The organism is Pseudomonas quebecensis, assembly GCF_026410085.1.
GTDB lineage: Bacteria > Pseudomonadota > Gammaproteobacteria > Pseudomonadales > Pseudomonadaceae > Aquipseudomonas > Aquipseudomonas quebecensis.
On record NZ_CP112866.1, the window covers coordinates 938,888 to 961,009 of the forward strand.

25 protein-coding genes and 1 tRNA gene are annotated in these 22,122 nt (G+C 58.5%); 20 read left to right on the top strand and 6 right to left on the bottom strand.

Annotated features, from left to right (window positions below):
* Positions 1 to 11 precede the first annotated feature (11 nt).
* Positions 12 to 1,292 (bottom strand): OprD family porin, encoded by a 1,281-nt coding sequence (locus OSC50_RS04405; protein ID WP_266246549.1) that lies wholly within the window; start codon positions 1,290 to 1,292, stop codon positions 12 to 14.
* 745 nt (positions 1,293 to 2,037) lie between these two features.
* Here OSC50_RS04405 and OSC50_RS04410 point away from each other — a divergent pair.
* Positions 2,038 to 2,463, top strand: a complete 426-nt coding sequence (locus OSC50_RS04410; protein WP_253509152.1) for an HIT domain-containing protein — start codon at positions 2,038 to 2,040, stop codon at positions 2,461 to 2,463.
* 3 nt (positions 2,464 to 2,466) lie between these two features.
* Positions 2,467 to 2,673, top strand: coding sequence for a SlyX family protein (locus tag OSC50_RS04415; RefSeq protein WP_181079064.1), 207 nt, complete (start codon positions 2,467 to 2,469; stop codon positions 2,671 to 2,673).
* Between the two features lie 69 nt (positions 2,674 to 2,742).
* Here OSC50_RS04415 and OSC50_RS26015 read toward each other — a convergent pair whose 3' ends face one another.
* Complete coding sequence (locus OSC50_RS26015; protein ID WP_078734478.1) at positions 2,743 to 3,345, bottom strand: cold-shock protein; 603 nt, start codon at positions 3,343 to 3,345, stop codon at positions 2,743 to 2,745.
* A gap of 399 nt (positions 3,346 to 3,744) precedes the next feature.
* On the opposite strand from OSC50_RS26015, the gene OSC50_RS04425 reads away from it, so the two are divergent.
* From OSC50_RS04425 to nadA, 18 genes are all read left to right on the top strand, one after another.
* On the top strand, positions 3,745 to 4,218 hold the full coding sequence (locus tag OSC50_RS04425; protein ID WP_181079066.1) for a Dps family protein: 474 nt from the start codon (positions 3,745 to 3,747) through the stop codon (positions 4,216 to 4,218).
* 182 nt (positions 4,219 to 4,400) lie between these two features.
* Entirely contained in the window at positions 4,401 to 4,742 is a 342-nt protein-coding gene (locus OSC50_RS04430; protein ID WP_181079068.1) for a ribbon-helix-helix domain-containing protein, read from the top strand.
* Between the two features lie 168 nt (positions 4,743 to 4,910).
* The gene (locus tag OSC50_RS04435; RefSeq protein ID WP_181079070.1) at positions 4,911 to 5,132 is read left to right on the top strand and encodes an FmdB family zinc ribbon protein; all 222 of its coding nucleotides are present in this window, start codon (positions 4,911 to 4,913) and stop codon (positions 5,130 to 5,132) included.
* A 109-nt stretch (positions 5,133 to 5,241) separates the two neighbouring features.
* On the top strand, positions 5,242 to 7,017 hold the full coding sequence (aspS, locus tag OSC50_RS04440; protein WP_181079072.1) for an aspartate--tRNA ligase: 1,776 nt from the start codon (positions 5,242 to 5,244) through the stop codon (positions 7,015 to 7,017).
* Positions 7,018 to 7,166: 149 nt separating this feature from the next.
* On the top strand, positions 7,167 to 7,913 hold the full coding sequence (locus OSC50_RS04445) for a YebC/PmpR family DNA-binding transcriptional regulator (protein ID WP_124387983.1): 747 nt from the start codon (positions 7,167 to 7,169) through the stop codon (positions 7,911 to 7,913).
* A 159-nt stretch (positions 7,914 to 8,072) separates the two neighbouring features.
* A complete protein-coding gene (gene ruvC / locus OSC50_RS04450) occupies positions 8,073 to 8,597 on the top strand; it encodes a crossover junction endodeoxyribonuclease RuvC (RefSeq protein ID WP_181079076.1) in 525 nt (174 codons plus the stop codon).
* A 67-nt stretch (positions 8,598 to 8,664) separates the two neighbouring features.
* Positions 8,665 to 9,276 carry a Holliday junction branch migration protein RuvA gene (gene ruvA / locus OSC50_RS04455; RefSeq protein ID WP_003175802.1) on the top strand — a complete coding sequence of 204 codons (612 nt, stop codon included), beginning with the start codon at positions 8,665 to 8,667 and terminating at the stop codon, positions 9,274 to 9,276.
* On the top strand, positions 9,277 to 10,335 hold the full coding sequence (ruvB, locus tag OSC50_RS04460) for a Holliday junction branch migration DNA helicase RuvB (protein ID WP_181079080.1): 1,059 nt from the start codon (positions 9,277 to 9,279) through the stop codon (positions 10,333 to 10,335).
* A gap of 139 nt (positions 10,336 to 10,474) precedes the next feature.
* Positions 10,475 to 10,930 (top strand): tol-pal system-associated acyl-CoA thioesterase, encoded by a 456-nt coding sequence (ybgC, locus tag OSC50_RS04465; RefSeq protein WP_181079082.1) that lies wholly within the window; start codon positions 10,475 to 10,477, stop codon positions 10,928 to 10,930.
* A 1-nt stretch (position 10,931) separates the two neighbouring features.
* On the top strand, positions 10,932 to 11,627 hold the full coding sequence (gene tolQ / locus OSC50_RS04470; RefSeq protein ID WP_032890916.1) for a protein TolQ: 696 nt from the start codon (positions 10,932 to 10,934) through the stop codon (positions 11,625 to 11,627).
* Between the two features lie 23 nt (positions 11,628 to 11,650).
* The gene (tolR, locus tag OSC50_RS04475; RefSeq protein WP_181079099.1) at positions 11,651 to 12,103 is read left to right on the top strand and encodes a protein TolR; all 453 of its coding nucleotides are present in this window, start codon (positions 11,651 to 11,653) and stop codon (positions 12,101 to 12,103) included.
* A complete protein-coding gene (tolA, locus tag OSC50_RS04480) occupies positions 12,103 to 13,176 on the top strand; it encodes a cell envelope integrity protein TolA (protein ID WP_181079084.1) in 1,074 nt (357 codons plus the stop codon). The genes tolR and tolA overlap by 1 nt, the downstream gene beginning before the upstream one ends.
* 17 nt (positions 13,177 to 13,193) lie before the next feature.
* On the top strand, positions 13,194 to 14,474 hold the full coding sequence (gene tolB / locus OSC50_RS04485) for a Tol-Pal system beta propeller repeat protein TolB (RefSeq protein WP_181079086.1): 1,281 nt from the start codon (positions 13,194 to 13,196) through the stop codon (positions 14,472 to 14,474).
* A 55-nt stretch (positions 14,475 to 14,529) separates the two neighbouring features.
* Positions 14,530 to 15,030: a peptidoglycan-associated lipoprotein Pal gene (pal, locus tag OSC50_RS04490; protein ID WP_181079088.1), complete on the top strand. Its 501-nt coding sequence runs from the start codon at positions 14,530 to 14,532 to the stop codon at positions 15,028 to 15,030.
* A gap of 6 nt (positions 15,031 to 15,036) precedes the next feature.
* The gene (gene ybgF / locus OSC50_RS04495; RefSeq protein ID WP_253509150.1) at positions 15,037 to 15,873 is read left to right on the top strand and encodes a tol-pal system protein YbgF; all 837 of its coding nucleotides are present in this window, start codon (positions 15,037 to 15,039) and stop codon (positions 15,871 to 15,873) included.
* Positions 15,874 to 16,037: 164 nt separating this feature from the next.
* The gene (gene queE / locus OSC50_RS04500) at positions 16,038 to 16,685 is read left to right on the top strand and encodes a 7-carboxy-7-deazaguanine synthase QueE (protein ID WP_253509147.1); all 648 of its coding nucleotides are present in this window, start codon (positions 16,038 to 16,040) and stop codon (positions 16,683 to 16,685) included.
* Positions 16,686 to 16,795: 110 nt separating this feature from the next.
* A tRNA-Lys gene (locus tag OSC50_RS04505) sits at positions 16,796 to 16,871 on the top strand.
* A 292-nt stretch (positions 16,872 to 17,163) separates the two neighbouring features.
* The gene (nadA, locus tag OSC50_RS04510; protein WP_181080065.1) at positions 17,164 to 18,222 is read left to right on the top strand and encodes a quinolinate synthase NadA; all 1,059 of its coding nucleotides are present in this window, start codon (positions 17,164 to 17,166) and stop codon (positions 18,220 to 18,222) included.
* Positions 18,223 to 18,291: 69 nt separating this feature from the next.
* Here nadA and OSC50_RS04515 read toward each other — a convergent pair whose 3' ends face one another.
* From OSC50_RS04515 to OSC50_RS04530, 4 genes are all read right to left on the bottom strand, one after another.
* On the bottom strand, positions 18,292 to 18,780 hold the full coding sequence (locus OSC50_RS04515; protein ID WP_181080066.1) for an RDD family protein: 489 nt from the start codon (positions 18,778 to 18,780) through the stop codon (positions 18,292 to 18,294).
* A gap of 94 nt (positions 18,781 to 18,874) precedes the next feature.
* Positions 18,875 to 19,087, bottom strand: coding sequence for a cold-shock protein (locus OSC50_RS04520; RefSeq protein ID WP_014339904.1), 213 nt, complete (start codon positions 19,085 to 19,087; stop codon positions 18,875 to 18,877).
* Between the two features lie 396 nt (positions 19,088 to 19,483).
* Positions 19,484 to 20,608 (bottom strand): glycine cleavage system aminomethyltransferase GcvT, encoded by a 1,125-nt coding sequence (gene gcvT, locus OSC50_RS04525; RefSeq protein WP_181080067.1) that lies wholly within the window; start codon positions 20,606 to 20,608, stop codon positions 19,484 to 19,486.
* A 39-nt stretch (positions 20,609 to 20,647) separates the two neighbouring features.
* The gene (locus OSC50_RS04530) at positions 20,648 to 22,024 is read right to left on the bottom strand and encodes an L-serine ammonia-lyase (RefSeq protein WP_181080068.1); all 1,377 of its coding nucleotides are present in this window, start codon (positions 22,022 to 22,024) and stop codon (positions 20,648 to 20,650) included.
* Positions 22,025 to 22,122 lie beyond the last annotated feature (98 nt).

The following is a 22,122-nucleotide window of genomic DNA, read 5'->3' on the forward strand; positions in this document are numbered from 1 at the left end:
TTAACCGACAATTACAAGATGTTCAGCGGGTAGTTCGCGATCAGACGCAGCTCGTCGATCGAAGGCGAACCGTAGTAGACGCCATCGCCGGAGCGATAAGTTGCTTGACGCAGACGCAAGCTGAGGTTTTTAGCCGGGCCGCTCTGGACGACGTACTTGGCTTCGATGTCGCGTTCCCACTCTTTGCCGTTCGAGGTCGTGGCGGTGTTGGCGCCGCTGCCGGTCACGTAGCGAGTCATGAAGCTCAGGCCAGGAATGCCGAAGGTGGCCATGTTGATGTCGTAACGTGCCTGGTAGGACTTCTCGCCTTCGGCGTTGAAGTCGGAGCGGGCCACGGAGTTGGCCAGGAAGACCGAGCCGCCGCCGTCTACACCATAGCCGTAGTCGCCGTCGCCGGTGACCTTCTGGGCCGCCAGAGTGAAGGTGTGAGCGCCGATGGTGTACGCACCCTGCAAGCTGAATGCGCGGTTATCGAGCTTGGTTACACCATCTTTCTCGGCACGCTGAAGGCCTGCGCCGTCGCTCTTGGTGTCGTAGATGTTGAAGTCCAGCGCGAAGGACTGGTCATCGCTCAGGGCATGGGTCCAGTTCAGGTTGCTGTAGTACTTGCGGAAGTAGTCTTCAGTCTTCGCGTAGTACAGGCTGCCGGTGACCTCTGGAGTGAACGAGTAGACACCGCCGACAAAGTCGGTCTTGGTCAGGCCCAGGCTGTCATGGTAGGTCTGGTTCTGCGCGACGCTGGAAGTGAAGTGACCGCCTTCCAGTTTCAGGCCCTTGATCTCGTTGCTGGTGATCGAGATGCCCTGTGGCAGCTCAGGCAGCAGACGGCTGTCGTCGGAAGCGAACACCGGCGCGGTGGTGTATTGGTCACCGACTTTGAGGACGGTATTGGAGATACGGAATTTAACAGCGCCGCCGCCTTTGGAGTAGTCATCCTGCGAGCGGCCATCGGAGCCGGTCGGGAACAGGCCGGTACCCGCGCGACCTTTACCGCTGTCGAGCTTGAGGCCCATCAGGCCGATCACGTCAACACCTACGCCGATGGTGCCTTGGGTGAAGCCCGACTCGTACAGTGCGTTGAAGCCCAGGCCGGTTTCTTCGGCGCGGCTCTTGGAGCCAGGGCCCGACGGGTTATTACGGAAGTCGCGGCTGAAGTACAGGGCGCGAGTATTGATGCTGAAAGTGCTGTCTTCAACAAAGCCCTTGGAATCGTCCTGGGCGGACGCCATTGCGAACTGCGAGGTACCGGCTGAAACAGCCAGTGCGATCATGCTCCACTTCATCACGCGCATCGTGATTTGCTCCTTTGGTTTTCGGAAGAGTACTGCCGTCCCACCTGTATTTTTATCTGGGCGGCTCTTTCTTTTTTGTGTCGGCGCAAAGTTATATCACGCGGACTCTATTGACGATACTTACCCATCTTTCCTTTCAGCTTCTTTACGAGGCTGTCGTAAATTGCTAGCTCCATGTCGCAAATTCACAGTCCGGAATGTAACCGGACTGACAACTTCAATACTGTTTCAAAACCTCTTTGAAGGATTGAATGCTTTCCTGCCGTGCATTGAACCGCCGTTGTTTTTATCGCGAAACACCTGCTTCCGAACGGGTGCCGTTGCCGACGATGTGGGTGTGAATGCAACAAGCGTGCTCAAAGCGGTAACCGAATGTCATTTTTTCGTGAAAAAAGTTCCGTTCCTGTAAAAACCGCATAAGCACGGGCTTTTTACGCCCTTTTGTTTGGCCTTGACGGCCGCGTGCTCTGCCTGGTTGGGGTGAGCGCAAAACGCCTGGCCGGATAAAACGTTACCGGTTCACCCCGAAAGTGAGTAATTGGCGGATCCCTTTGAAGCATGAGTGGGTCATTTTGGTGCATCCCGGTGAGGCCCATTCCAGCGTAGCTCAAATATTGGTCTGCATCGAAAGGGTGCGGATTTTCGCTTCGATGCCTCACAGGCTGATCCGCAATGGTCGTGAAGCGACAGGCATTCAAAGGTATGCTGGGGCCCTGAATCTGACTTGCCCAATGGAGTGCCCGCGGTGTTCGCCTTAGATCAACGCCTGCAACAAGACACACTGGTCATCGGGGACTTCCCGCTGTGCCGCCTGCTGCTGTCCAACGACTCGAACTACCCGTGGTTTATCCTGGTCCCGCGCATCAACGGTATCAGCGAGGTGTTTCATCTGGATGTCGCAGATCAACAAAAGCTCTGGGAAGAGACGACCGGTCTGGCGCAGTTGCTAAACGACGGTCTGGGCGCGGATAAAATGAATATCGGCGCGCTGGGCAACGTCGTCAGCCAGTTGCACGTGCATGTGATCGTGCGCAAGCGTGATGACGTCGCGTGGCCTGCGCCGGTATGGGGCAAGCATCCTGCTCGCCCTTATACGCAAGAACAGGTGGCGGCATTGCGTGCGCGTCTGCGCGAGCTGCTACCCGCCGACTTCAATTTTGCCCAGGGCTGAATCATGGACTTGCAAGAGCGTGTTACCGACCTGGAAAGCCGCCTGGCCTTTCAGGATGACACCATCGAGACCCTCAACGACATCCTGGTCACGCAGCAACGCGCGGTCGAGCGCCTGCAGTTGCAGATAACCGCGTTGCTCAAGCGCCAGGAAGAGATGGGCGGCCAATTCGAAACGTCCGAAGAAGAAGCACCACCGCCTCACTATTAATGGCGCCATGAAAAAACCGCGACCCAGCCAGGCTGGATCGCGGTTTTTTTTTGCTGCGGGCAGCTGGACTCAGCGGCGCGGCAGTGCGGCAATCACGTCTTCGGCTTGCAAGCCTTTGTCGCGATTCATGACGGAGAACTCCACGCGCTGGCCTTCCACCAGGACGCGATGGCCTTCGCCGCGAATGGCCCGGAAGTGAACGAAAATATCATCGCCCGAATCGCGGGAAATAAAGCCGAAGCCTTTGGAGGTGTTGAACCACTTGACGGTACCGGTATCCCGATTGGTCATGTCGTAGGTTTGCGACGCGGCCGCCGGGGACGAGCGGTAGAAGCTGATGGCCAGGTGAAGAACAATGGCGACCACAGCAATGACCAGGCTGAGCAGGATGGCCGGGTGGCCGCCGACTTCAGGCATGGGTGCCAGGAGGGTGAGGGTTTGTACGACGACGGTCAGTACCAGCAGCGCGCTGACCAGGTTTTGCAGTTGATGACGAGTGCCCTTGTTCCAATAAGGAATCACGGGTGCCAGCGTCAGGTTGAGAAGGCCGAACAGAGCCAGATACAGCGCGTCGTGTTGTTGCAGGTACGGCAGGCTCTCTGGTTGCAGGCTCGGTATAAAGGACAGCAGCAACGCTGCAACGCCCGTTAGCAGGTGGACGATTTTCAACATTTTGATTAACTCACGTTAAGACGGATCACAAGGAAGAGCTGACTGGCACGGTTCGCTTCTGAACAATGGGAGGCGTTGGGCACGTACGCGGGTATCAGCCTATGCCGGCCACCGCAGACATTAACGATGGCGACACGCTGCCTATTTAACAGCAAAGGCCGTGCCTTCTCAAATCAAGCATTTCGCGGTGTTGCGAAGGGTTGGGCATTTCCGGAGCAAACGCTTGTCCTAGACAGGTGCGGGTGGTTTGGGTGGATTATTTGAGAATGTTCCTATCGTGATCAGCAAATCGTCCGCATGGGCGATTTGCCGCACCTTGCCCGCTGCGCATCACCGGCGCTCTTGCTAGAGTGGTGCTGCATCTGCTCAATGAATGTTTGTCAATTGAAGGGGATAACCATGGCAATCGATATCGGTATCAGTGAAGAAGATCGTAAATCCATCGTCGATGGGCTTTCGCGCCTGCTTTCCGATACCTATGTACTGTACCTGAAGACCCATAACTTCCATTGGAACGTCACGGGCCCGATGTTTCGTACGCTGCACTTGATGTTTGAAGAGCAGTACAACGAGCTGGCGCTGGCGGTGGACTCCATTGCCGAACGTATCCGTGCCCTCGGTTTCCCGGCGCCGGGTGCCTATTCGGTCTACGCGCGCCTGTCTTCCATCAAGGAAGAGGAGGGTGTGCCCAGCGCTGAAGAGATGATCAAGCAATTGGTGGAAGGTCAGGAAGCGGTCACTCGTACCGCGCGTGGGATTTTTCCGCTGCTCGACAAGGTCAGCGACGAACCGACCGCGGACCTGCTGACCCAGCGGATGCAGGTGCACGAGAAAACTGCATGGATGCTGCGTTCCCTGCTTGAGTCCAAGTAAGGCTCGGCCCTGAGCGGCGCCGTCCTGGCGCCGCTTGCATGTTTCTGCGCACTTCCTGGCGTTGTCCTACAGCTTTCAACTCCCTGTCTTCTGGCTCACCCCGCGCTTCGTGCTGTTTGATAGGCCCACTGCCCAATGGGAGAAACCCGTGGGCTGCTGTTTGGCAATGGAGTGTCAGGTGTATGTCACGTGCAGTATGTAATGGAGTTATGGAAGCCTGTGGCGTTCATAAGATAAAGGTCGATCCCTTTTCCAAGGGGTTCGACATGGGGCTGGCAAGGCCGCTGTCTCGATCAGTCAGGCTCAACGGGTTCTCAACATGCCTGCGTCTTGAGCAGATCTATTGGAATATCCTGACGGAAATCGCCAGGCTCAACGCCTGTTCAGTCAGTGCGTTGCTGTCTTACGTCGACCGGGAAGTGCACTTGCGTTATGGGGGGGTGAAGAACTTCAGTGGTCTGGTCAGGGTGGTGTGTGTGGTTCACCTGCTAAAGGGGCGTGCGTCTTCGCCCAGCCCGGAGTAGCCCGGGTGCCCGGTGCCGGTCCGCCATCCTGGCGGGCAGGCTTTCGGGCAGAAAGCCGGCTGCGCTGCCTCGATTAACCAGATATAATCCCGCGCTTTGCTGCGCAGGCCGGGGCTTTACCCTTCGGGCAGGCGTGGCGCAGTAACGATCTGTTCGCGAGACATCGCCATGCCCATGTACGACTATCAATGTGCTTCCTGCGGTCACCAGTTGGAAGCCATCCAGAAGATCAGCGCAGCGCCGTTGGTCGATTGCCCGGCCTGCAAGGCCCCTGAGCTCAAGAAAATGTTGTCGATGCCGGGCTTCCGCCTGAGTGGCGGCGGCTGGTATGAGACCGATTTCAAGACCGGCGCCAAGAAGAACCTGGCGGGCGGCGACAAAGCAGACTGAGTTGAACTCTACGCGCAGGCTCCTGCATTATCCGTCCCCTGGCTTAAATGTCCGGTGACCGAGGCAGGCCTCCACCGAATTTCGAATTACGAGAAGTGAAACCACGACCATGATGCGCAGCCACTATTGCGGCCAACTGAACGAGACCCTGGAAGGTCAGGAAATCACCCTTTGCGGATGGGTTCACCGTCGCCGCGACCACGGCGGGGTGATCTTCCTCGACATCCGTGATCGTGACGGTCTGGCCCAGGTGGTGTTCGACCCGGACCGCGCCGAGAGCTTCGCCGCCGCCGACCGCGTGCGCAGCGAGTACGTCGTGAAAATCACCGGCAAGGTGCGTCTGCGTCCGGCCGGTGCCGTGAACAAGAACATGGCCTCCGGCGGTATCGAGGTGTTGGGCTACGAGCTGGAAGTGTTGAACGAGTCGGAAACCCCGCCGTTCCCGCTCAACGAATACTCCGATGTGGGCGAAGAGACCCGTCTGCGCTATCGCTTCCTGGACCTGCGCCGTCCTGAAATGGCCGAGAAGCTGCGTCTGCGTTCGCGCATGACCACCAGTATCCGTCGTTTCCTCGACGAAAACGGCTTCCTTGACGTTGAAACGCCGATCCTGACCCGGGCCACCCCGGAAGGCGCGCGTGACTACCTGGTGCCTAGCCGTACCCACGCCGGTTCGTTCTTCGCGTTGCCGCAATCACCGCAGTTGTTCAAGCAACTGCTGATGGTGGCCGGCTTCGACCGTTACTATCAGATCGCCAAATGCTTCCGCGACGAAGACCTGCGCGCCGACCGCCAGCCGGAATTCACCCAGATCGACATCGAGACCAGCTTCCTCGATGAAAAAGAGATCATGGGTATCACCGAACAAATGATCCGCAACCTGTTCAAGGAAGTGCTGGACCTGGAATTCGGTGACTTCCCGCACATGACGTTCGAAGAAGCCATGCGCCGCTACGGTTCCGACAAGCCCGACCTGCGTAACCCGCTGGAACTGGTGGACGTGGCCGACCAGCTTAAAGAAGTCGACTTCAAGGTGTTCAGCGGCCCGGCCAACGACCCTAAATGCCGCATCGCCGCTCTGCGCGTGCCTGGCGGCGCGAGCATGCCGCGCAAGCAGATCGACGACTACACCAAGTTTGTCGGCATCTACGGTGCCAAGGGCCTGGCGTACATCAAGGTCAACGAGCGCGCCAACGGCGTTGACGGCCTGCAGTCGCCGATTGTGAAGAACATCCCGGAAGCCAACCTGAATGTGATCCTTGATCGCGTCGGTGCGGTCGATGGCGATATCGTGTTCTTCGGCGCCGACAAGGCCAAGATCGTCAGCGAGGCCCTGGGCGCACTGCGTATCAAGCTCGGTCACGACCTGAACCTGCTGACCTGCGAGTGGGCGCCGATGTGGGTGGTTGACTTCCCGATGTTCGAAGAGAACGACGACGGCAGCTTCAGCGCCTTGCACCACCCGTTCACCGCGCCGAAATGCTCCCCTGCAGAGTTGGAAGCCAATCCGGCAGGCGCTTTGTCCCGAGCCTACGACATGGTGCTCAACGGCACCGAGTTGGGTGGCGGTTCGATCCGTATCCACCGCAAAGAGATGCAGCAAGCGGTTTTCCGCCTGCTGGGCATCAACGAAGCGGAACAGGAAGAGAAATTCGGCTTCCTGCTCGACGCCTTGAAATACGGTGCACCGCCACACGGTGGCCTGGCGTTCGGTCTGGACCGCCTGGTGATGCTGATGACCGGCGCCCAGTCGATCCGTGAAGTGATCGCCTTCCCGAAAACCCAGAGTGCTGCTGATGTGATGACGCAGGCTCCGGGCGTAGTCGATGCCAAGGCGTTGCGTGAACTGCACATCCGCCTGCGCGAGACGCCGAAGGCTGAGTAAGGCTGCTGCGTGGAAGCGCACTGAGGTTTACGCAGTCTAAAAAGGCGCATCTTCGGATGCGCCTTTGCGTTCCAAGGGCTGTGTTCAACAGATAGAAATCCGGCCTGGGGCAGGATTGACAAGGTTTCTAGAGAATTCGGAGTTGTGTTATGGCTGGCCATTCCAAGTGGGCGAACATCAAGCACCGCAAAGAGCGTCAGGATGCCAAGAAAGGCAAGATTTTTACCAAGTGGATCCGCGAACTGACCGTCGCTGCCCGTCAGGGTGGTGGTGATCCAGGTTCCAACCCGCGTCTGCGCCTGGCTCTGGACAAGGCGCTCGGCGCCAATATGAGCCGCGACATCATCGATCGCGCCGTGGCCCGTGGGGCCGGCGCGGCCGACACCGATGATATGGTCGAATTGACCTACGAAGGCTACGGCCCGGGCGGTGTGGCGGTAATGGTCGAATGCATGACCGACAACCGCAACCGCACCGCGGCTGCCGTGCGCCATGCGTTCAGCAAGTGCGGTGGCAACCTCGGTACTGACGGGTCGGTGGCCTACCTGTTCGAGCGCAAGGGGCAGATTACCTTCGCGCCGGGCACCGATGAAGACGCGCTGATGGAAGCGGCGATGGAGGCGGATGCCGATGATGTGGTGACCAACGAGGATGGCTCCATCGATGTGTTCACCTCGTTTGCCAGCTTTTATGCCGTGCGTAACGCGTTGGAGGCTGCCGGTTTCAAAGGCACCGACGCGGAAATCGTCATGCTGCCGACCACCAGCGCTGAATTGGACCTGGACGGCGCGCAGAAAGTGTTGAAATTGCTGGATATGCTTGAAGATCTGGACGATGTACAAAACGTCTATTCGAATGCCGACATTCCAGAGTCAGTGGCCGAACAGCTGGGCTGAAGTGCGATGTGGCTTCATTGTGGGAGGGGGCTTGCCCCTCGATAGCGGTGTATCAGTGGCTGTATGGGGTGACTGATACGCTGCAATCGGGGGCAAGCCCCCTCCCACATTGAATTTTCCCTGTATCAAAAAATGTGTTTAACCCAACCCGCAGGCGTTATGACTTTAATCCTAGGTATCGACCCCGGTTCGCGCATCACCGGTTTTGGCGTGGTGCAACACACCCCGCGCGGCTGTGTGTATGTTGCGTCGGGCTGTATCCGTACCGGTTCGGGTGAATTGGCCGAGCGCCTGCAGATCGTTTATCGGGGCGTGCGCGAAGTTATCCAGACCTACGGCCCGGTCACCATGGGTATTGAAAAAGTGTTCATGGCGAAAAACGCCGATTCCGCGTTGAAACTGGGCCAGGCCCGTGGCGCGGCCATCGTCGCCGGCGCGGAGGAGAGCATGGAGATCGCCGAGTACACCGCGACCCAGGTCAAGCAGGCCGTGGTCGGCACCGGCGCCGCCAACAAAGAGCAGGTGCAGATGATGGTCATGCACATGCTCAAGCTCACCGCAAAACCGCAGATTGACGCCTCTGACGCCCTGGCCATTGCCATTTGCCATGCCCATACCCGTTCCAGCCTGCTGCCTCACGGCCTCGGTACGGCACGCAGTCGTGGCGGGCGCCTGCGTCTCTGATAGCATCAGCGCAATCGTGATTTCCGGTCAGGCGTTGATCTGACCCTACGTGTTAAGGATCTGTACCGTGATTGGACGTTTGCGCGGCACCCTGGCTGAAAAACAGCCGCCGCACCTGATTCTGGACGTCAATGGGCTGGGGTATGAGCTGGAAGTCCCCATGACGACTCTGTATCGCCTGCCATCGGTCGGCGAGCCGATAACCCTGCATACCCATCTGGTGGTGCGCGAAGATGCGCAATTGCTCTATGGTTTCATTGGCAAGCGCGACCGCGATTTCTTCCGCGAACTGATCCGGTTGAATGGCGTAGGGCCCAAATTGGCACTCGCCTTGATGTCGAGCCTGGAGGTGGACGAGCTGGTGCGTGCCGTCTCGGCGCAGGACACCTCGGCGCTGACCAAGGTGCCAGGCGTGGGCAAGAAGACTGCCGAGCGCCTGCTGGTGGAACTCAAAGACCGCTTTAAAGCCTGGGAAGTGGTGCCGAGCATGTTCGCATTGGTACCGAACCAGCCGGATATGCCGGCGGGCCAGGTTGCGAGCGCTGAAAGCGACGCCGTCAGTGCGCTGATCTCCCTGGGCTACAAGCCGCAGGAAGCCAGCAAAGCCGTGTCGGCGATCAAGGACAAGAACCTGAGCAGTGAAGACATGATCCGCCGCGCCCTGAAGGGAATGATTTAAGTGATTGAAGCAGATCGTCTGATTGCGGCCACCGGCCCGCGCGACCGTGAAGAAGTCCAGGACCGGGCCATTCGCCCCCTGAGCCTGGCCGAGTATATCGGCCAGCCCACCGTGCGCGAGCAGATGGAGCTGTTCATCCAGGCGGCGCGCGGGCGCAGTGAGTCCCTGGACCACACATTGATCTTCGGCCCGCCGGGGCTGGGCAAGACCACTCTGGCCAACATCATTGCCCAGGAGATGGGCGTGTCGATCAAGTCCACGTCCGGCCCGGTGCTGGAGCGTCCGGGCGACCTGGCGGCCCTGCTGACCAACCTTGAACCGCACGACGTGCTGTTTATCGATGAGATCCACCGTCTTTCGCCGATCGTCGAGGAAGTGTTGTACCCGGCAATGGAAGACTTCCAGCTCGACATCATGATCGGCGAAGGCCCGGCGGCCCGTTCAATCAAGCTCGACCTGCCACCCTTCACGCTGGTGGGCGCAACGACGCGTGCCGGGATGCTGACCAATCCTCTGCGAGACCGATTCGGGATTGTTCAACGTCTGGAGTTCTACAGCACGGCGGACCTGGCAACCATCGTCAGTCGTTCGGCGAGCATCCTCGGCTTGCCTCTGGACCCGGAAGGTTCGTTTGAAATCGCTCGGCGCGCACGCGGTACGCCGCGTATTGCCAACCGCTTGCTGCGTCGGGTGCGGGACTTCGCCGAAGTGCGCGCCAAAGGGCACATCACCAAGGCGGTGGCAGACCTGGCGCTGAACCTGCTGGATGTGGACGAACATGGCTTCGATCACCAGGACCGGCGGCTACTCTTGACCATGATCGAGAAGTTCGACGGCGGGCCGGTGGGCGTGGACAGCCTGGCGGCGGCCATCAGCGAAGAGCGCCATACCATTGAAGATGTGCTTGAACCCTACCTGATCCAGCAGGGTTACATCATGCGTACGCCAAGGGGGCGGGTGGTGACGCGCCATGCTTACCTGCACTTCGGGTTAAATATCCCGTCACGATTGGGCGAGATGCCCGTGGTAGACGAATTCCTCGATGCAGTGGACGATTAAAAGCGTTCGGCTTGACGATTTATTCCAGCTTTGTGCTGTCCCAGTGACTGGCGTCGTCATTCAGTCAGTGAAAATGTTTCAGAGAATTAAAAAACAGTTGCCTGGCCGGATTGGCAACCTCAGGAGTAAGCACTAGAGTATGCGCGCGCAAAACGGGGATCAGTCGTTCGCACATCGCTGTCGCGTTTATTACGAGGACACCGATGCCGGCGGCATCGTTTACTACGTCAATTATCTCAAGTTCATGGAGCGGGCCCGAACCGAGCGGCTACGGGAGCTGGGCTTTGCCCAATCCCAGCTGGCAGGGGAGGACCTGTTATTCGTCGTGCATTCCAGCGAGGCGCGTTACCACGCACCGGCGCGACTGGACGATGAGCTGCTGGTCAGCGCTGAAGTAATTGAATTGAACCGTGCCAGCCTGCGTTTCAAACAGCAGGTCAGGCGGGCAACGGATGCAACGCTGCTCTGTGAGGGGCAGTTTTTGGTGGCGTGTGTGCGCACCATCAGTTTGAAACCTCGGGCCATTCCCGAAACTCTACGTGTGGCCTTTGCCGCCGTGAGCGGCGCGGGTAAACAATCAAAGCAGGAGATTTAGCGTGGAACCTACCGTCGTCGACCATTCCTCCATGTGGAGCCTGGTCAGCAATGCCAGTGTCGTGGTTCAACTGGTGATGCTGATCCTGGTAGCCGCATCGGTTACCTCTTGGGTCATGATTTTTCAGCGCAGCAACCTGTTGCGTGCCGGTCGACGTGCCCTGGAGAGCTTTGAAGAGCGCTTCTGGTCGGGTATCGACCTGTCCAAGCTCTATCGCCAGGCCGGCAGCAACCCGGACCCGGATTCGGGCGTCGAGCAGATTTTCCGCGCCGGCTTCAAGGAGTTCTCCCGCCTGCGCCAGCAGCCAGGCGTAGACCCGGAAGCGGTCATGGAAGGCGTGGCCCGTGCCATGCGCGTGGCCATTTCCCGCGAGGAAGAGAAGCTTGAGCAGAGCCTGCCTTTTCTTGCCACCGTTGGTTCCGTGAGCCCCTACATCGGCTTGTTCGGTACCGTGTGGGGCATCATGAACTCCTTCCGCGGCCTGGCCCAGGCTCAGCAAGCGACCCTGGCTACCGTGGCACCTGGTATCGCCGAAGCCCTGATCGCTACCGCGATCGGCCTGTTCGCCGCCATTCCCGCGGTTATCGCCTACAACCGTTTTGCCGCGCGCGGCGAGAACCTGATTGGCCGTTACTACACCTTCGCCGATGAATTCCAGGCGATCCTGCACCGTAAAGTGCACACCAGCGAAGAATAAGCAGGTACTCCCCGATGGCTTTAATCACTCGAGCTCGAACCAAGCGCAAGCCGGTCGCCGAGATGAACGTAGTGCCTTACATCGACGTGATGCTGGTGCTGCTGGTGATCTTCATGGTGACCGCGCCGATGCTCAACCAGGGTGTGAAGGTTGACCTGCCCAAGGTTTCCAGCGAAGCCTTGCCTCAGGACAACAACACCCAGGTGCTGACCATTTCGATCAAGTCCGACAAGACCTATTACTGGAATCTTGGCAGCGAAGTCGATACTCAGAAGCAGCAGGACAAGGCCCTGACCTTGCCGGCGATGACCGACGCTGTGACCAAGATCATTCGCGCCGGTAACGAAGGCGGCAAGCGCACCCAGGTGTTCATCCGCGGCGACAAGTCGGTCGACTACGGCTCCGTCATGGGTGCCATGGGCGGACTGCAGAAGGCCGGCGTCGGTAACGTTGGCTTGATTACCGAGGCGCCCTGATGCAGCAACAGCGAGAGCCGTCCGCCTCGGAAAGCTACTTCTGGCCTAGTGTCTGGGCGATTGCCCTGCATGTCCTGGTGTTCGGCATGCTGTTCGTCAGCTTTGCCATGACCCCGGACCTGCCGCCAGCCAAGCCGATCGTGCAGGCGACCCTGTATCAGCTGAAATCGAAAAGCCAGGCCACTACCCAGACCAATCAGAAGATTGCCGGGGAGGCCCAGAAGTCGGCTGCGCGCCAGACTGAAGTCGAGCAGATGGAACAGAAGAAGGTCGAGCAGGAAGCGGTGAAGGCTGCTGCGGAACAAAAGAAAGAAGAGGCGGCTCAAAAGGCCGAGGAATCGAAAAAGGCTGACGAAGCCAAGAAGGCCGACGAGGCGAAAAAGGCTGATGAAGCCAAGAAAGCCGAGAAAGCCGCCGAAGCTAAAAAAGCCGAAGAGAAACAATTGGCTGATATAGCCAAGAAGAAATCTGAAGAAGAAGCCAAGAAAGCTGCCGAGGAAGAGGCCAAGAAAAAGGCCGCTGAGGAAGCCAAGAAGAAGATAGTCGAAGACGCGAAGAAAAAAGCCGCCGAAGACGCCAAGAAAAAAGCTGAAGCAGACGAGGCGAAGAAGAAAGTCGCCGAAGACGCGAAGAAGAAAGCTGCCGCCGACGCCCAGAAGAAAAAGGCTCAGGAAGCAGCGCGCAAATCCGCCGAAGAGAAAAAGGCTCAGGCCTTGGCAGATTTGCTTTCGGATACGCCGCAGCGTCAGCAAGCCTTGGCCGATGAACGCGGTGATGAAGTCGCGGGCAGTTTCGACGACCTGATTCGGGCGCGGGCAGCGGAAGGTTGGACGCGTCCACCTTCGGCACGCAAAGGCATGACAGTAGTGCTGCAGATCGGCATGTTGCCGGACGGTACGGTGACTTCGGTCAGCGTCGCCAAGTCCAGTGGTGACGGTTCGTTCGACAGTTCGGCGGTTGCCGCAGTCAAGAATATTGGCCGGTTGACCGAGATGCAGGGAATGAAACCAAGCGACTTCGCTCCCTATCGTTCATTCAAGATGACATTCACACCTGAGGATCTAGCCTTGTGAGAAACCTTCTTCGAGGAATGCTTGTCGTTATTTGCTGTATGGCAGGGATAGCGGCGGCGGATGAAAAGAACATCCTGGTCACCAGCGGCAGCGATCGGGCTACCCCGATCGCCGTAGTGCCGTTCGGTTGGCAGGGCGGCAGCGTATTGCCGGACGACATGGCTCAGATCGTCAGTGACGACCTGCGCAACTCCGGTTACTACGCACCGATTCCGAAAGGCAACATGATCAGCCAGCCGAACCAGGCCAGCGAAGTCGTGTTCCGTGACTGGAAAGCCGTCGGCGCCCAGTACCTGATGGTCGGCAACATTGTGCCGGCCGGCGGACGTCTGCAGATCACGTACACGTTGTTCAACGTGGCGACAGAGCAGCAGGTCCTGACCGGCAGCGTGTCGGGTACCACCGATCAACTGCGGGATATGGCCCACTACATTTCAGACCAATCGTTTGAGAAACTGACCGGTATCAAGGGTGCCTTCTCGACGCGTCTGCTGTATGTGACGGCTGAACGTTTCTCCGTGGACAACACCCGCTACACCTTGCAGCGTTCGGACTACGACGGCGCGCGCGCAGTGACGTTGCTGCAATCGCGTGAGCCGATCCTGTCGCCGCGCTTTGCGCCCGATGGCAAGCGTATCGCCTATGTGTCTTTCGAACAGAAACGTCCGCGTATCTTTGTCCAGCACATCGATACCGGTCGCCGTGAGCAGATCACCAACTTCGAAGGCCTCAACGGTGCACCTGCCTGGTCGCCGGATGGTTCGCGCCTGGCGTTCGTGCTGTCCAAGGATGGCAACCCGGATATCTACGTGATGAACATGGCTTCGCGCCAGATCACCCGTGTCACCAGCGGCCCGGGCATCAACACCGAACCGTTCTGGGGTAAGGATGGTTCGACTATCTACTTCACCTCCGACCGTGGCGGTAAGCCGCAAATCTACAAGTCCAGCATTGGCGGTGGCGGTGCGGAGCGTGTGACCTTTATTGGTAACTACAACGCCAACCCTAAGCTTTCGGCCGATGAAAAGACGTTGGTGATGATTCACCGTCAGGATGGTTTCACTAATTTCCGGGTTGCGGCCCAGGATTTGCAGCGCGGAACCGTAAAAATCCTTACAGATACCAACCTTGATGAGTCAGCCACTGTTGCGCCCAACGGCACCATGGTAATCTACGCCACCCGCCAGCAGGGCCGGGGAGTCTTGATGCTCGTGTCCATTAACGGACGCGTAAGGCTCCCGCTTCCTACCGCACAAGGCGAAGTCAGAGAACCATCCTGGTCCCCTTACCTGAACTGACGCGGCGCTACAAAAAGATTTGCTTAACACACTGGGGTTCATTAGGAGTTTCACGATGGAAATGCTGAAGTTTGGTAAGTTTGCTGCTCTGGCTCTGGCTCTGTCCGTAGCCGTTGGTTGCTCGTCCAAAGGCGGCGACAATGCCGGTGAAGGCGCAGCTGTTGATCCAAACGCTGGTTACGGCGCTAACACTGGTGCAGTTGACGGCTCCCTGAGCGAAGAAGCTGCTCTGCGCGCTATCACCACTTTCTACTTCGAATACGACAGTTCGGACCTGAAGCCAGAAGCCATGCGCGCTCTGGACGTTCACGCGAAGGACCTGAAAGGTAACGGCGCTCGCGTTGTTCTGGAAGGTAACACCGACGAACGTGGTACTCGTGAGTACAACATGGCACTGGGCGAGCGTCGTGCGAAAGCCGTTCAACGCTACCTGGTCCTGCAAGGCGTTTCGCCAGCTCAGCTGGAACTGGTTTCCTACGGTAAAGAGCGTCCAGTTGCTACTGGCCACGACGAGCAGTCCTGGGCTCAAAACCGTCGCGTCGAACTGCGTAAGTAATTCGTCATGCGAACGTGCCGTCGTGCTCTGACTGTATTGGCTCTCAGCCTCGCACCGCTTGCGGTGTGGGCTGCGGTTCCTGTGGAAGATAGCAACTCTGGCTATAACAATAGCGGGAGCAGTTATCCGCCGGCAGGTTATGGCACGAACGGCGCCTATGCTGGGGGGGCGGCTACGTCCGCCCCCTCGGCACAGGGCGAACTGTTCAATCAGCTGCAACGCATGCAGGATCAATTGGCGCAGCAGCAAGGCGCGATTGAAGTTCTGCAGAATCAAGTGAACCAGCTCAAGCAAGAAGGCCTGGAGCGATACCAGGATCTTGATCGACGCATAGGAGCCGGCGTTACACCTGCCGCTACTCCTGATAATTCTTCTGCCGGTGGCGCGCCAAGCGCTGCTGCCGGTGGTGCGGCAACGGGGGCCGCTGCTGCTGCTCAAGCTCCTGCCGCCAGCAGCGAACCGGGTGATCCGGCCAAGGAAAAACTGTATTACGATGCAGCCTTCGACCTGATCAAAGCCAAGGACTTCGATAAGGCCAGCCAGGCCTTTACCGCATTCCTGCGCAAATACCCCAACAGCCAGTACGCGGGTAATGCCCAATACTGGTTGGGCGAAGTCAACCTGGCAAAGGGTGATCTGCAGGGCGCGGGCCAGGCATTTGCCAAGGTCAGCCAACTGTACCCCAAACACGCCAAGGTGCCGGACTCGCTGTACAAACTCGCTGACGTAGAGCGCCGCCTGGGTCATACCGACAAGGTCAAAGGCATTCTGCAGCAGGTCGTAGCCCAATATCCGGGGACTTCCGCCGCTCAGTTGGCTCAACGGGATCTGCAGCGCCTGTAAGCGATGCTACCCGTTTAGAAGAAACCCGCGCCTGGCGCGGGTTTTTTCGTTAGAATCCACGCCCTTTTATGAAACACGCTTTCTGGGGCCTGCGCGTTGGCGGGGTTCCTTGAAGTGCCTGACGGAGGCGGACAGCCTGTTTAGCTGTTACGCCCGTGGCGACTATGCAAGACACATTACGTATTACCGAAGTTTTTTACTCGTTGCAGGGTGAAACGCGGACCGCTGGCCTGCCCACTGTGTTTGTACGGCTGACAGGTTGCCCGCTGCGTTGCCAATACTGTGACAGCGCTTACGCCTTCAGTGGCGGTACGGTGCGTACCCTCGACGACATCCTGGAACAGGTTGCCGGCTTTAAGCCTCGCTATGTCTGTGTGACCGGTGGTGAGCCGTTGGCCCAGCCCAATGCCATCCCATTGCTTAAGCAATTATGCGATGCCGGGTATGAAGTGTCCCTGGAAACCAGCGGAGCCTTGGACATTTCCGCAGTCGACCCACGTGTCAGTCGCGTGGTCGACCTCAAGACCCCAGGCTCCAAGGAAGCTCATCGCAACCGTTACGAGAATATCGAGCTGCTGACGCCCAACGATCAGGTCAAGTTCGTTATCTGCTCTCGTGAGGATTATGACTGGGCGAACTCCAAGCTGATCCAATACGGTCTCGATCGTCGAGCTGGTGAAGTGCTGTTTTCGCCAAGTCACCACGACCTCAATGCCCGCGACCTGGCGGACTGGGTGGTGGCTGACAACCTGCCGGTGCGCTTGCAGTTGCAGTTGCACAAGTACCTGTGGAACGACGAGCCGGGTCGCTGAGAGGGCGAAGAATTGCCGCAATTACAGCCTCAACGCGTTTTTTCTGATTTATTTGAAATAAGGTGTTGAATAATCCTTAGAAATCAGTATTATACGCGCCACCACACAGCGGGTCGTTAGCTCAGTTGGTAGAGCAGTTGGCTTTTAACCAATTGGTCGTAGGTTCGAATCCCACACGACCCACCATTTTTAGCGGTTTAGAAAATCCGGAAGGCCCACGTAAGTGAGGATTTCCGGGTTTTTTTTTGCCCTATGGAATCTTCCCGCAGCCAATATCACACGATGTGCATGCCCCGCGCCGCTTCGGCAGGCACCCGCGAATACTAGATTAGGCTTTTGAATCCATTCGATATTCTGTAGCCTTGCGCTGCTTCACCCGTGCTTGATGAACAATCACTTCGTCCGGCGGCGCCCGAAGGGCTCCAGAGCCGGTGGTACACTCGACTTTCGCGCTACTGCGCCTGCAGGTCTTGCGAACATGACGCAGATTTCCGAACGCCTACTGGTTCAAGCCCACCTCGATGCCAAGCAGCCCAAGGCCCTCAGCGCCGATGAAGAGGCGAGCCTGCGTAGCGCCATCGCCGCCGAGCTCAAGGCTCAGGATGCGGTGCTGGTGGCCCATTTTTACTGCGACCCGGTGATTCAGGCCCTGGCCGAAGAAACCGGTGGCTGTGTCTCCGATTCCCTGGAAATGGCCCGCTTCGGTGCCGCTCATCCGGCCAGGACCGTACTGGTCGCCGGCGTGCGTTTCATGGGGGAGACGGCCAAGATTCTCACCCCTGAAAAGCGCATTCTCATGCCCACACTGGAGGCGACCTGCTCGCTGGACCTGGGGTGCCCGGTGGATGAGTTTTCAGCGTTTTGCGATCAGCACCCCGAGCGTACCGTGGTGGTGTATGCCAATACGTCAGCTGCGGTCAAAGCCCGGGCCGACTGGGTGGTGACCTCCAGTTGTGCGCTGGAAATCGTCGAGAGCCTGATGGACAACGGCGAGACCATCATTTGGGGCCCGGACAAGCACTTGGGCACCTACATCCAGCGCCAGACCGGTGCGGACATGCTGTTGTGGGACGGTGCGTGCATCGTCCACGAAGAATTCAAGTCCAAGCAGTTGGAAGACATGAAGGCGCTGTATCCGGATGCAGCCATTCTGGTGCATCCCGAATCTCCGACGTCGGTGATCGAGCTGGCTGACGCGGTGGGCTCTACCAGCCAGTTGATCGCGGCGGCACAACGTTTACCGAACAAAACCTTTATCGTGGCGACCGACCGCGGCATCTTCTACAAGATGCAGCAGTTGTGCCCGGACAAAGTGTTTGTGGAGGCGCCTACGGCCGGTAACGGTGCTGCGTGTCGTAGTTGCGCACACTGCCCGTGGATGGCGATGAACACGCTGGAGCGCACCCTGCAGTGCCTGCGCGAGGGCAGCAACGAGATCTTCGTCGAGCCTTCCGTGATCCCCCACGCCGTGAGGCCGCTCAAGCGCATGCTGGATTTCACCCAGGCTGCACGCCTGAAGCTGGCCGGTAACGCATAGTCGAACGCGAAAAAAACAGGGAGGGAGGGGCTTGCTCCTCCCGCATTTTGAGCCCGTTCAGGCGGCGGGTTATCTTTTTTGCTTCGGAATCCGCACCAGCTGGGTGTCGGAATAGATGTCATGCCAGCTGCGTTTGTGCTTGTCGAACAGCGACCAGATAAACCCCAGCCCTACACACAACCACGACGCAATTGACACCACAAAGCGCAGCAGCGCCTGCCACAGGCTGATCCGCGAGCCGTCGGCATTCTGCACGCGCACGCCCCACACCTGCATGCCCAGGGTCTGCCCGGAATGGGTCCAGAATTTGGCGAAAAACCCGAACAGTACAAATAACAGAATCGTCGACAGTAATGGGTCTCCATCCAATGCGCCGGATTCGGTAAGCGTGCGCATCCTGGCTTCACCCACGAACGCGATCCAGATCAGTTTGTAGATGAACGCAGTGACGATCATCAGTGCGGTGCACAACAGGAAGTCATAGAACATCGCTGCCAGACGACGGCCCAGGCCCACGGCGGGGAATTCGCCTTGGGGGCTCAGCAAGGGTTTGGACATGGCAGGGCTCTCGGAAGAAAAAAGCCATTTTACGGAATTGCGCCCATAAAAAAGCCCCTGATGTCATATCAGGGGCTTTTTGTCGCAGAGGGAATCAGCCCTCTGCCTGAACTTCGTCAGCCTGCATGCCTTTCTGGCCTTGCACCGCAACGAAGGTCACTTTCTGGCCTTCTTTCAGGCTCTTGAAGCCGTTGCCCTGAATAGCGCGGAAATGCACGAACAGATCCGGACCGCTTTCTGGAGTGATAAAACCAAACCCTTTCTCGTCGTTAAACCACTTGACGGTACCGCTCTGACGATCAGCCATTTTCTTATTTCCTTGACGCTAAAAAATTAATGACAGCCCCTTTCCACACGAAAGAGTACTGGGCTGGGTTGCAGGAAAGTAAGAGACGTCGAACGGGTTGTAGCACAACTACTTCAGCTACTGCCCAGGTCCAGGTTCCAAGCGACCCATGCAAACACAGTGGGCAAACTCTACGCCAACTAATGCGGAAAAAACAAGCCCCGCTCATAGCCCCGTGTTTGCTTGGCTTCGTGCCACTTCGATGAATATAAGTCCACAGGCTTATTCGATAGAATCACTCACTTGTTATAGGTCGAACCAAGTAATAATTCCTATCGTGAATGCACTGTTATATGGCGGTCGCGTTACAGTTTAGTGCGCGTTTACGCGACCTCCGTTACTTATAGAAACAGTTACTCAGCCGCGATAGTAGCGCTGTGGCACAAATGGCAATTTACTTACACGAACCGGCACCTTTTTCCCACGCACCAAGGCAAAGACTTGCGTGTCCAGAGCGGTGAAGGCGCTGTTCAGGTAACCCATGGCCAGGGGGGCGCCCAAGCTCGGGCCGAAGCCGCCGCTGCAGACATGGCCGATCACGGCGCCGTCTTCGCCGACCAGCTCAGCGCCTTCACGTACAGGCGTGCGCTCCTGAGGCAGCAGGCCCACGCGCTTGCGATCCACGCCGACTTGTTGCTGGGTGAAGATCCGATCAGCGCCCGGAAAACCGCCGGCACGCGCGCCGTCGGCGCGGCGTGCCTTGGAGATTGCCCATAGCAGGCTGGCTTCGATCGGCGTGGTCTCAGTATTCATGTCATGGCCGTAGAGGCACAGCCCGGCTTCCAGGCGCAGGGAATCGCGGGCGCCCAGGCCGATGGGTTGCACTTCGGTCTCGGCCAACAGGCTGCGCGCCAGGCTTTCGGCGCTCGCGGCCGGCACGGAAATTTCAAAACCGTCTTCGCCGGTGTAGCCGGAGCGGCTGACATAGCAATCCACACCCAGCAGGCGCACGGCGGCGAACTGCATAAACGTCATCCTGGTCACTTCCGGCGCCAGGCGCGCCAGCACCTTCACCGCCGCCGGGCCTTGCAGAGCCAGCAGGGCACGCTCTGCAAACAACGGCTCGATGGTGCATTGGTCGCCGATGTGCTTGCGCAGGTGAGCCAGGTCCTGATCCTTGCAGGCCGCGTTGACCACCAGGAACAGTTCGTCGTTACCCAGGTTCGCCACCATCAGGTCATCGAGGATGCCACCCTGATCGTTGGTAAACATCGCGTAGCGCTGCATGCCCACCGGCAGGTCAATGATGTCGACCGGTACGAGGGTTTCCAGGGCCTTGGCGGCATTGGCGCCGGTCAGACGGATCTGACCCATGTGGGACACATCGAACAACCCGGCCTGATCACGGGTGTGCTGGTGTTCCTTCATCACACCCAGCGGGTATTGCACCGGCATGTCGTAGCCGGCAAAGGGCACCATGCGGGCGCCAAGCTCGATGTGCAGGGCATGCAATGGGGTTTTCAACAGGGTTTCGGTGGACATGTTCAGCTCCTGAAAAACGTATTGCCGCGCCTTCGGGCGTCAGCACTCGATAATGTTGACTGCCAAACCGCCACGGGCGGTTTCTTTGTATTTGCTCTTCATATCGGCGCCGGTCTGGCGCATGGTGCGGATGACCTTGTCGAGGGATACGAAATGTTGCCCGTCACCGCGCAAAGCCATGCGCACCGCGTTGATCGCCTTCACCGAGCCCATCGCGTTGCGCTCAATGCAGGGCACTTGCACCAGGCCGCCAATCGGGTCGCAGGTCAGGCCAAGGTTGTGCTCCATGCCGATCTCGGCGGCGTTTTCCACCTGCGAAACACTGCCGCCCAGCACTTCGCACAATGCGCCGGCAGCCATGGAGCAGGCCACGCCGACTTCGCCCTGACAGCCGACTTCGGCGCCGGAGATCGACGCATTTTCCTTGTACAGGATGCCGATGGCGGCAGCGGTGAGCAGAAAGCGCACCACACCGTCTTCGTTCGCCCCTGGGATAAAGCGCATGTAGTAATGCAGCACCGCCGGAATGATCCCGGCCGCACCGTTGGTGGGCGCTGTGACCACGCGCCCGCCGTTGGCGTTTTCTTCGTTGACCGCCAGGGCATACAGGTTGACCCAATCAAGCACCGACAACGGATCGCGCAACGCCGATTCCGGGTTTTTGCACAGTTGACGATGCAGGGCTGCCGCGCGGCGCTTGACCTTCAACCCGCCGGGCAAAATGCCTTCGTTGCGACAGCCAGCGTCAACACAGTCCTGCATGACCTGCCAGATCTTCAGCAGGCCGGCCCGGGTTTCCGCCTCCGGACGCCATGCGCTTTCGTTCGTCAGCATCACCTGGCTGATGGACAACCCGTACGTCGCGCAATGCCCCAGCAGATCCTTGGCACTCTTGAATGGAAAGGTCAGCGGTGTGGCGTCTTCAACAATCCGGTCAGCGCCGGCGGCCCCTTCATCCACCACAAAGCCCCCGCCGACCGAGTAATACTCGCGGCTGCGGATTTGTAGACCGGCGGCATCGAAAGCGCGAAAGATCATGCCGTTGGGATGATAGGCGAGGGGTTTGCGGATCATCGCCAGGTGTTCTTTCTCATTGAACGCGATGCGGTGTTCGCCGAGCAGATTCAAACGGCCATCGCTGCGCATCTGTGCCAGGCGCGTTGCGACGGTTTCAGTATTCACGGTGTCCGGGTGTTCGCCTTCCAGGCCCAGCAGCACGGCTTTGTCGCTGCCGTGGCCTTTGCCGGTGGCGCCCAGCGAGCCATAGAGTTCCACCTTGACGCTGGTGGTGGCGCTCAACAGGCCGTCGCGCTTGAGCCCCTCGACGAATCGAGCGGCGGCGCGCATCGGGCCGACGGTGTGGGAACTGGAGGGGCCGATGCCAATCTTGAACAGGTCGAACACGCTTAAAGACATGAGTGGTTCTCCGGTTTCTTGTTATAGGAGCAGCGGCAAGCTCCAAGCCACAAGCTGCAAGAAAGAGCCATTCGGCTTTTAACTTGCAGCTGGTAGCT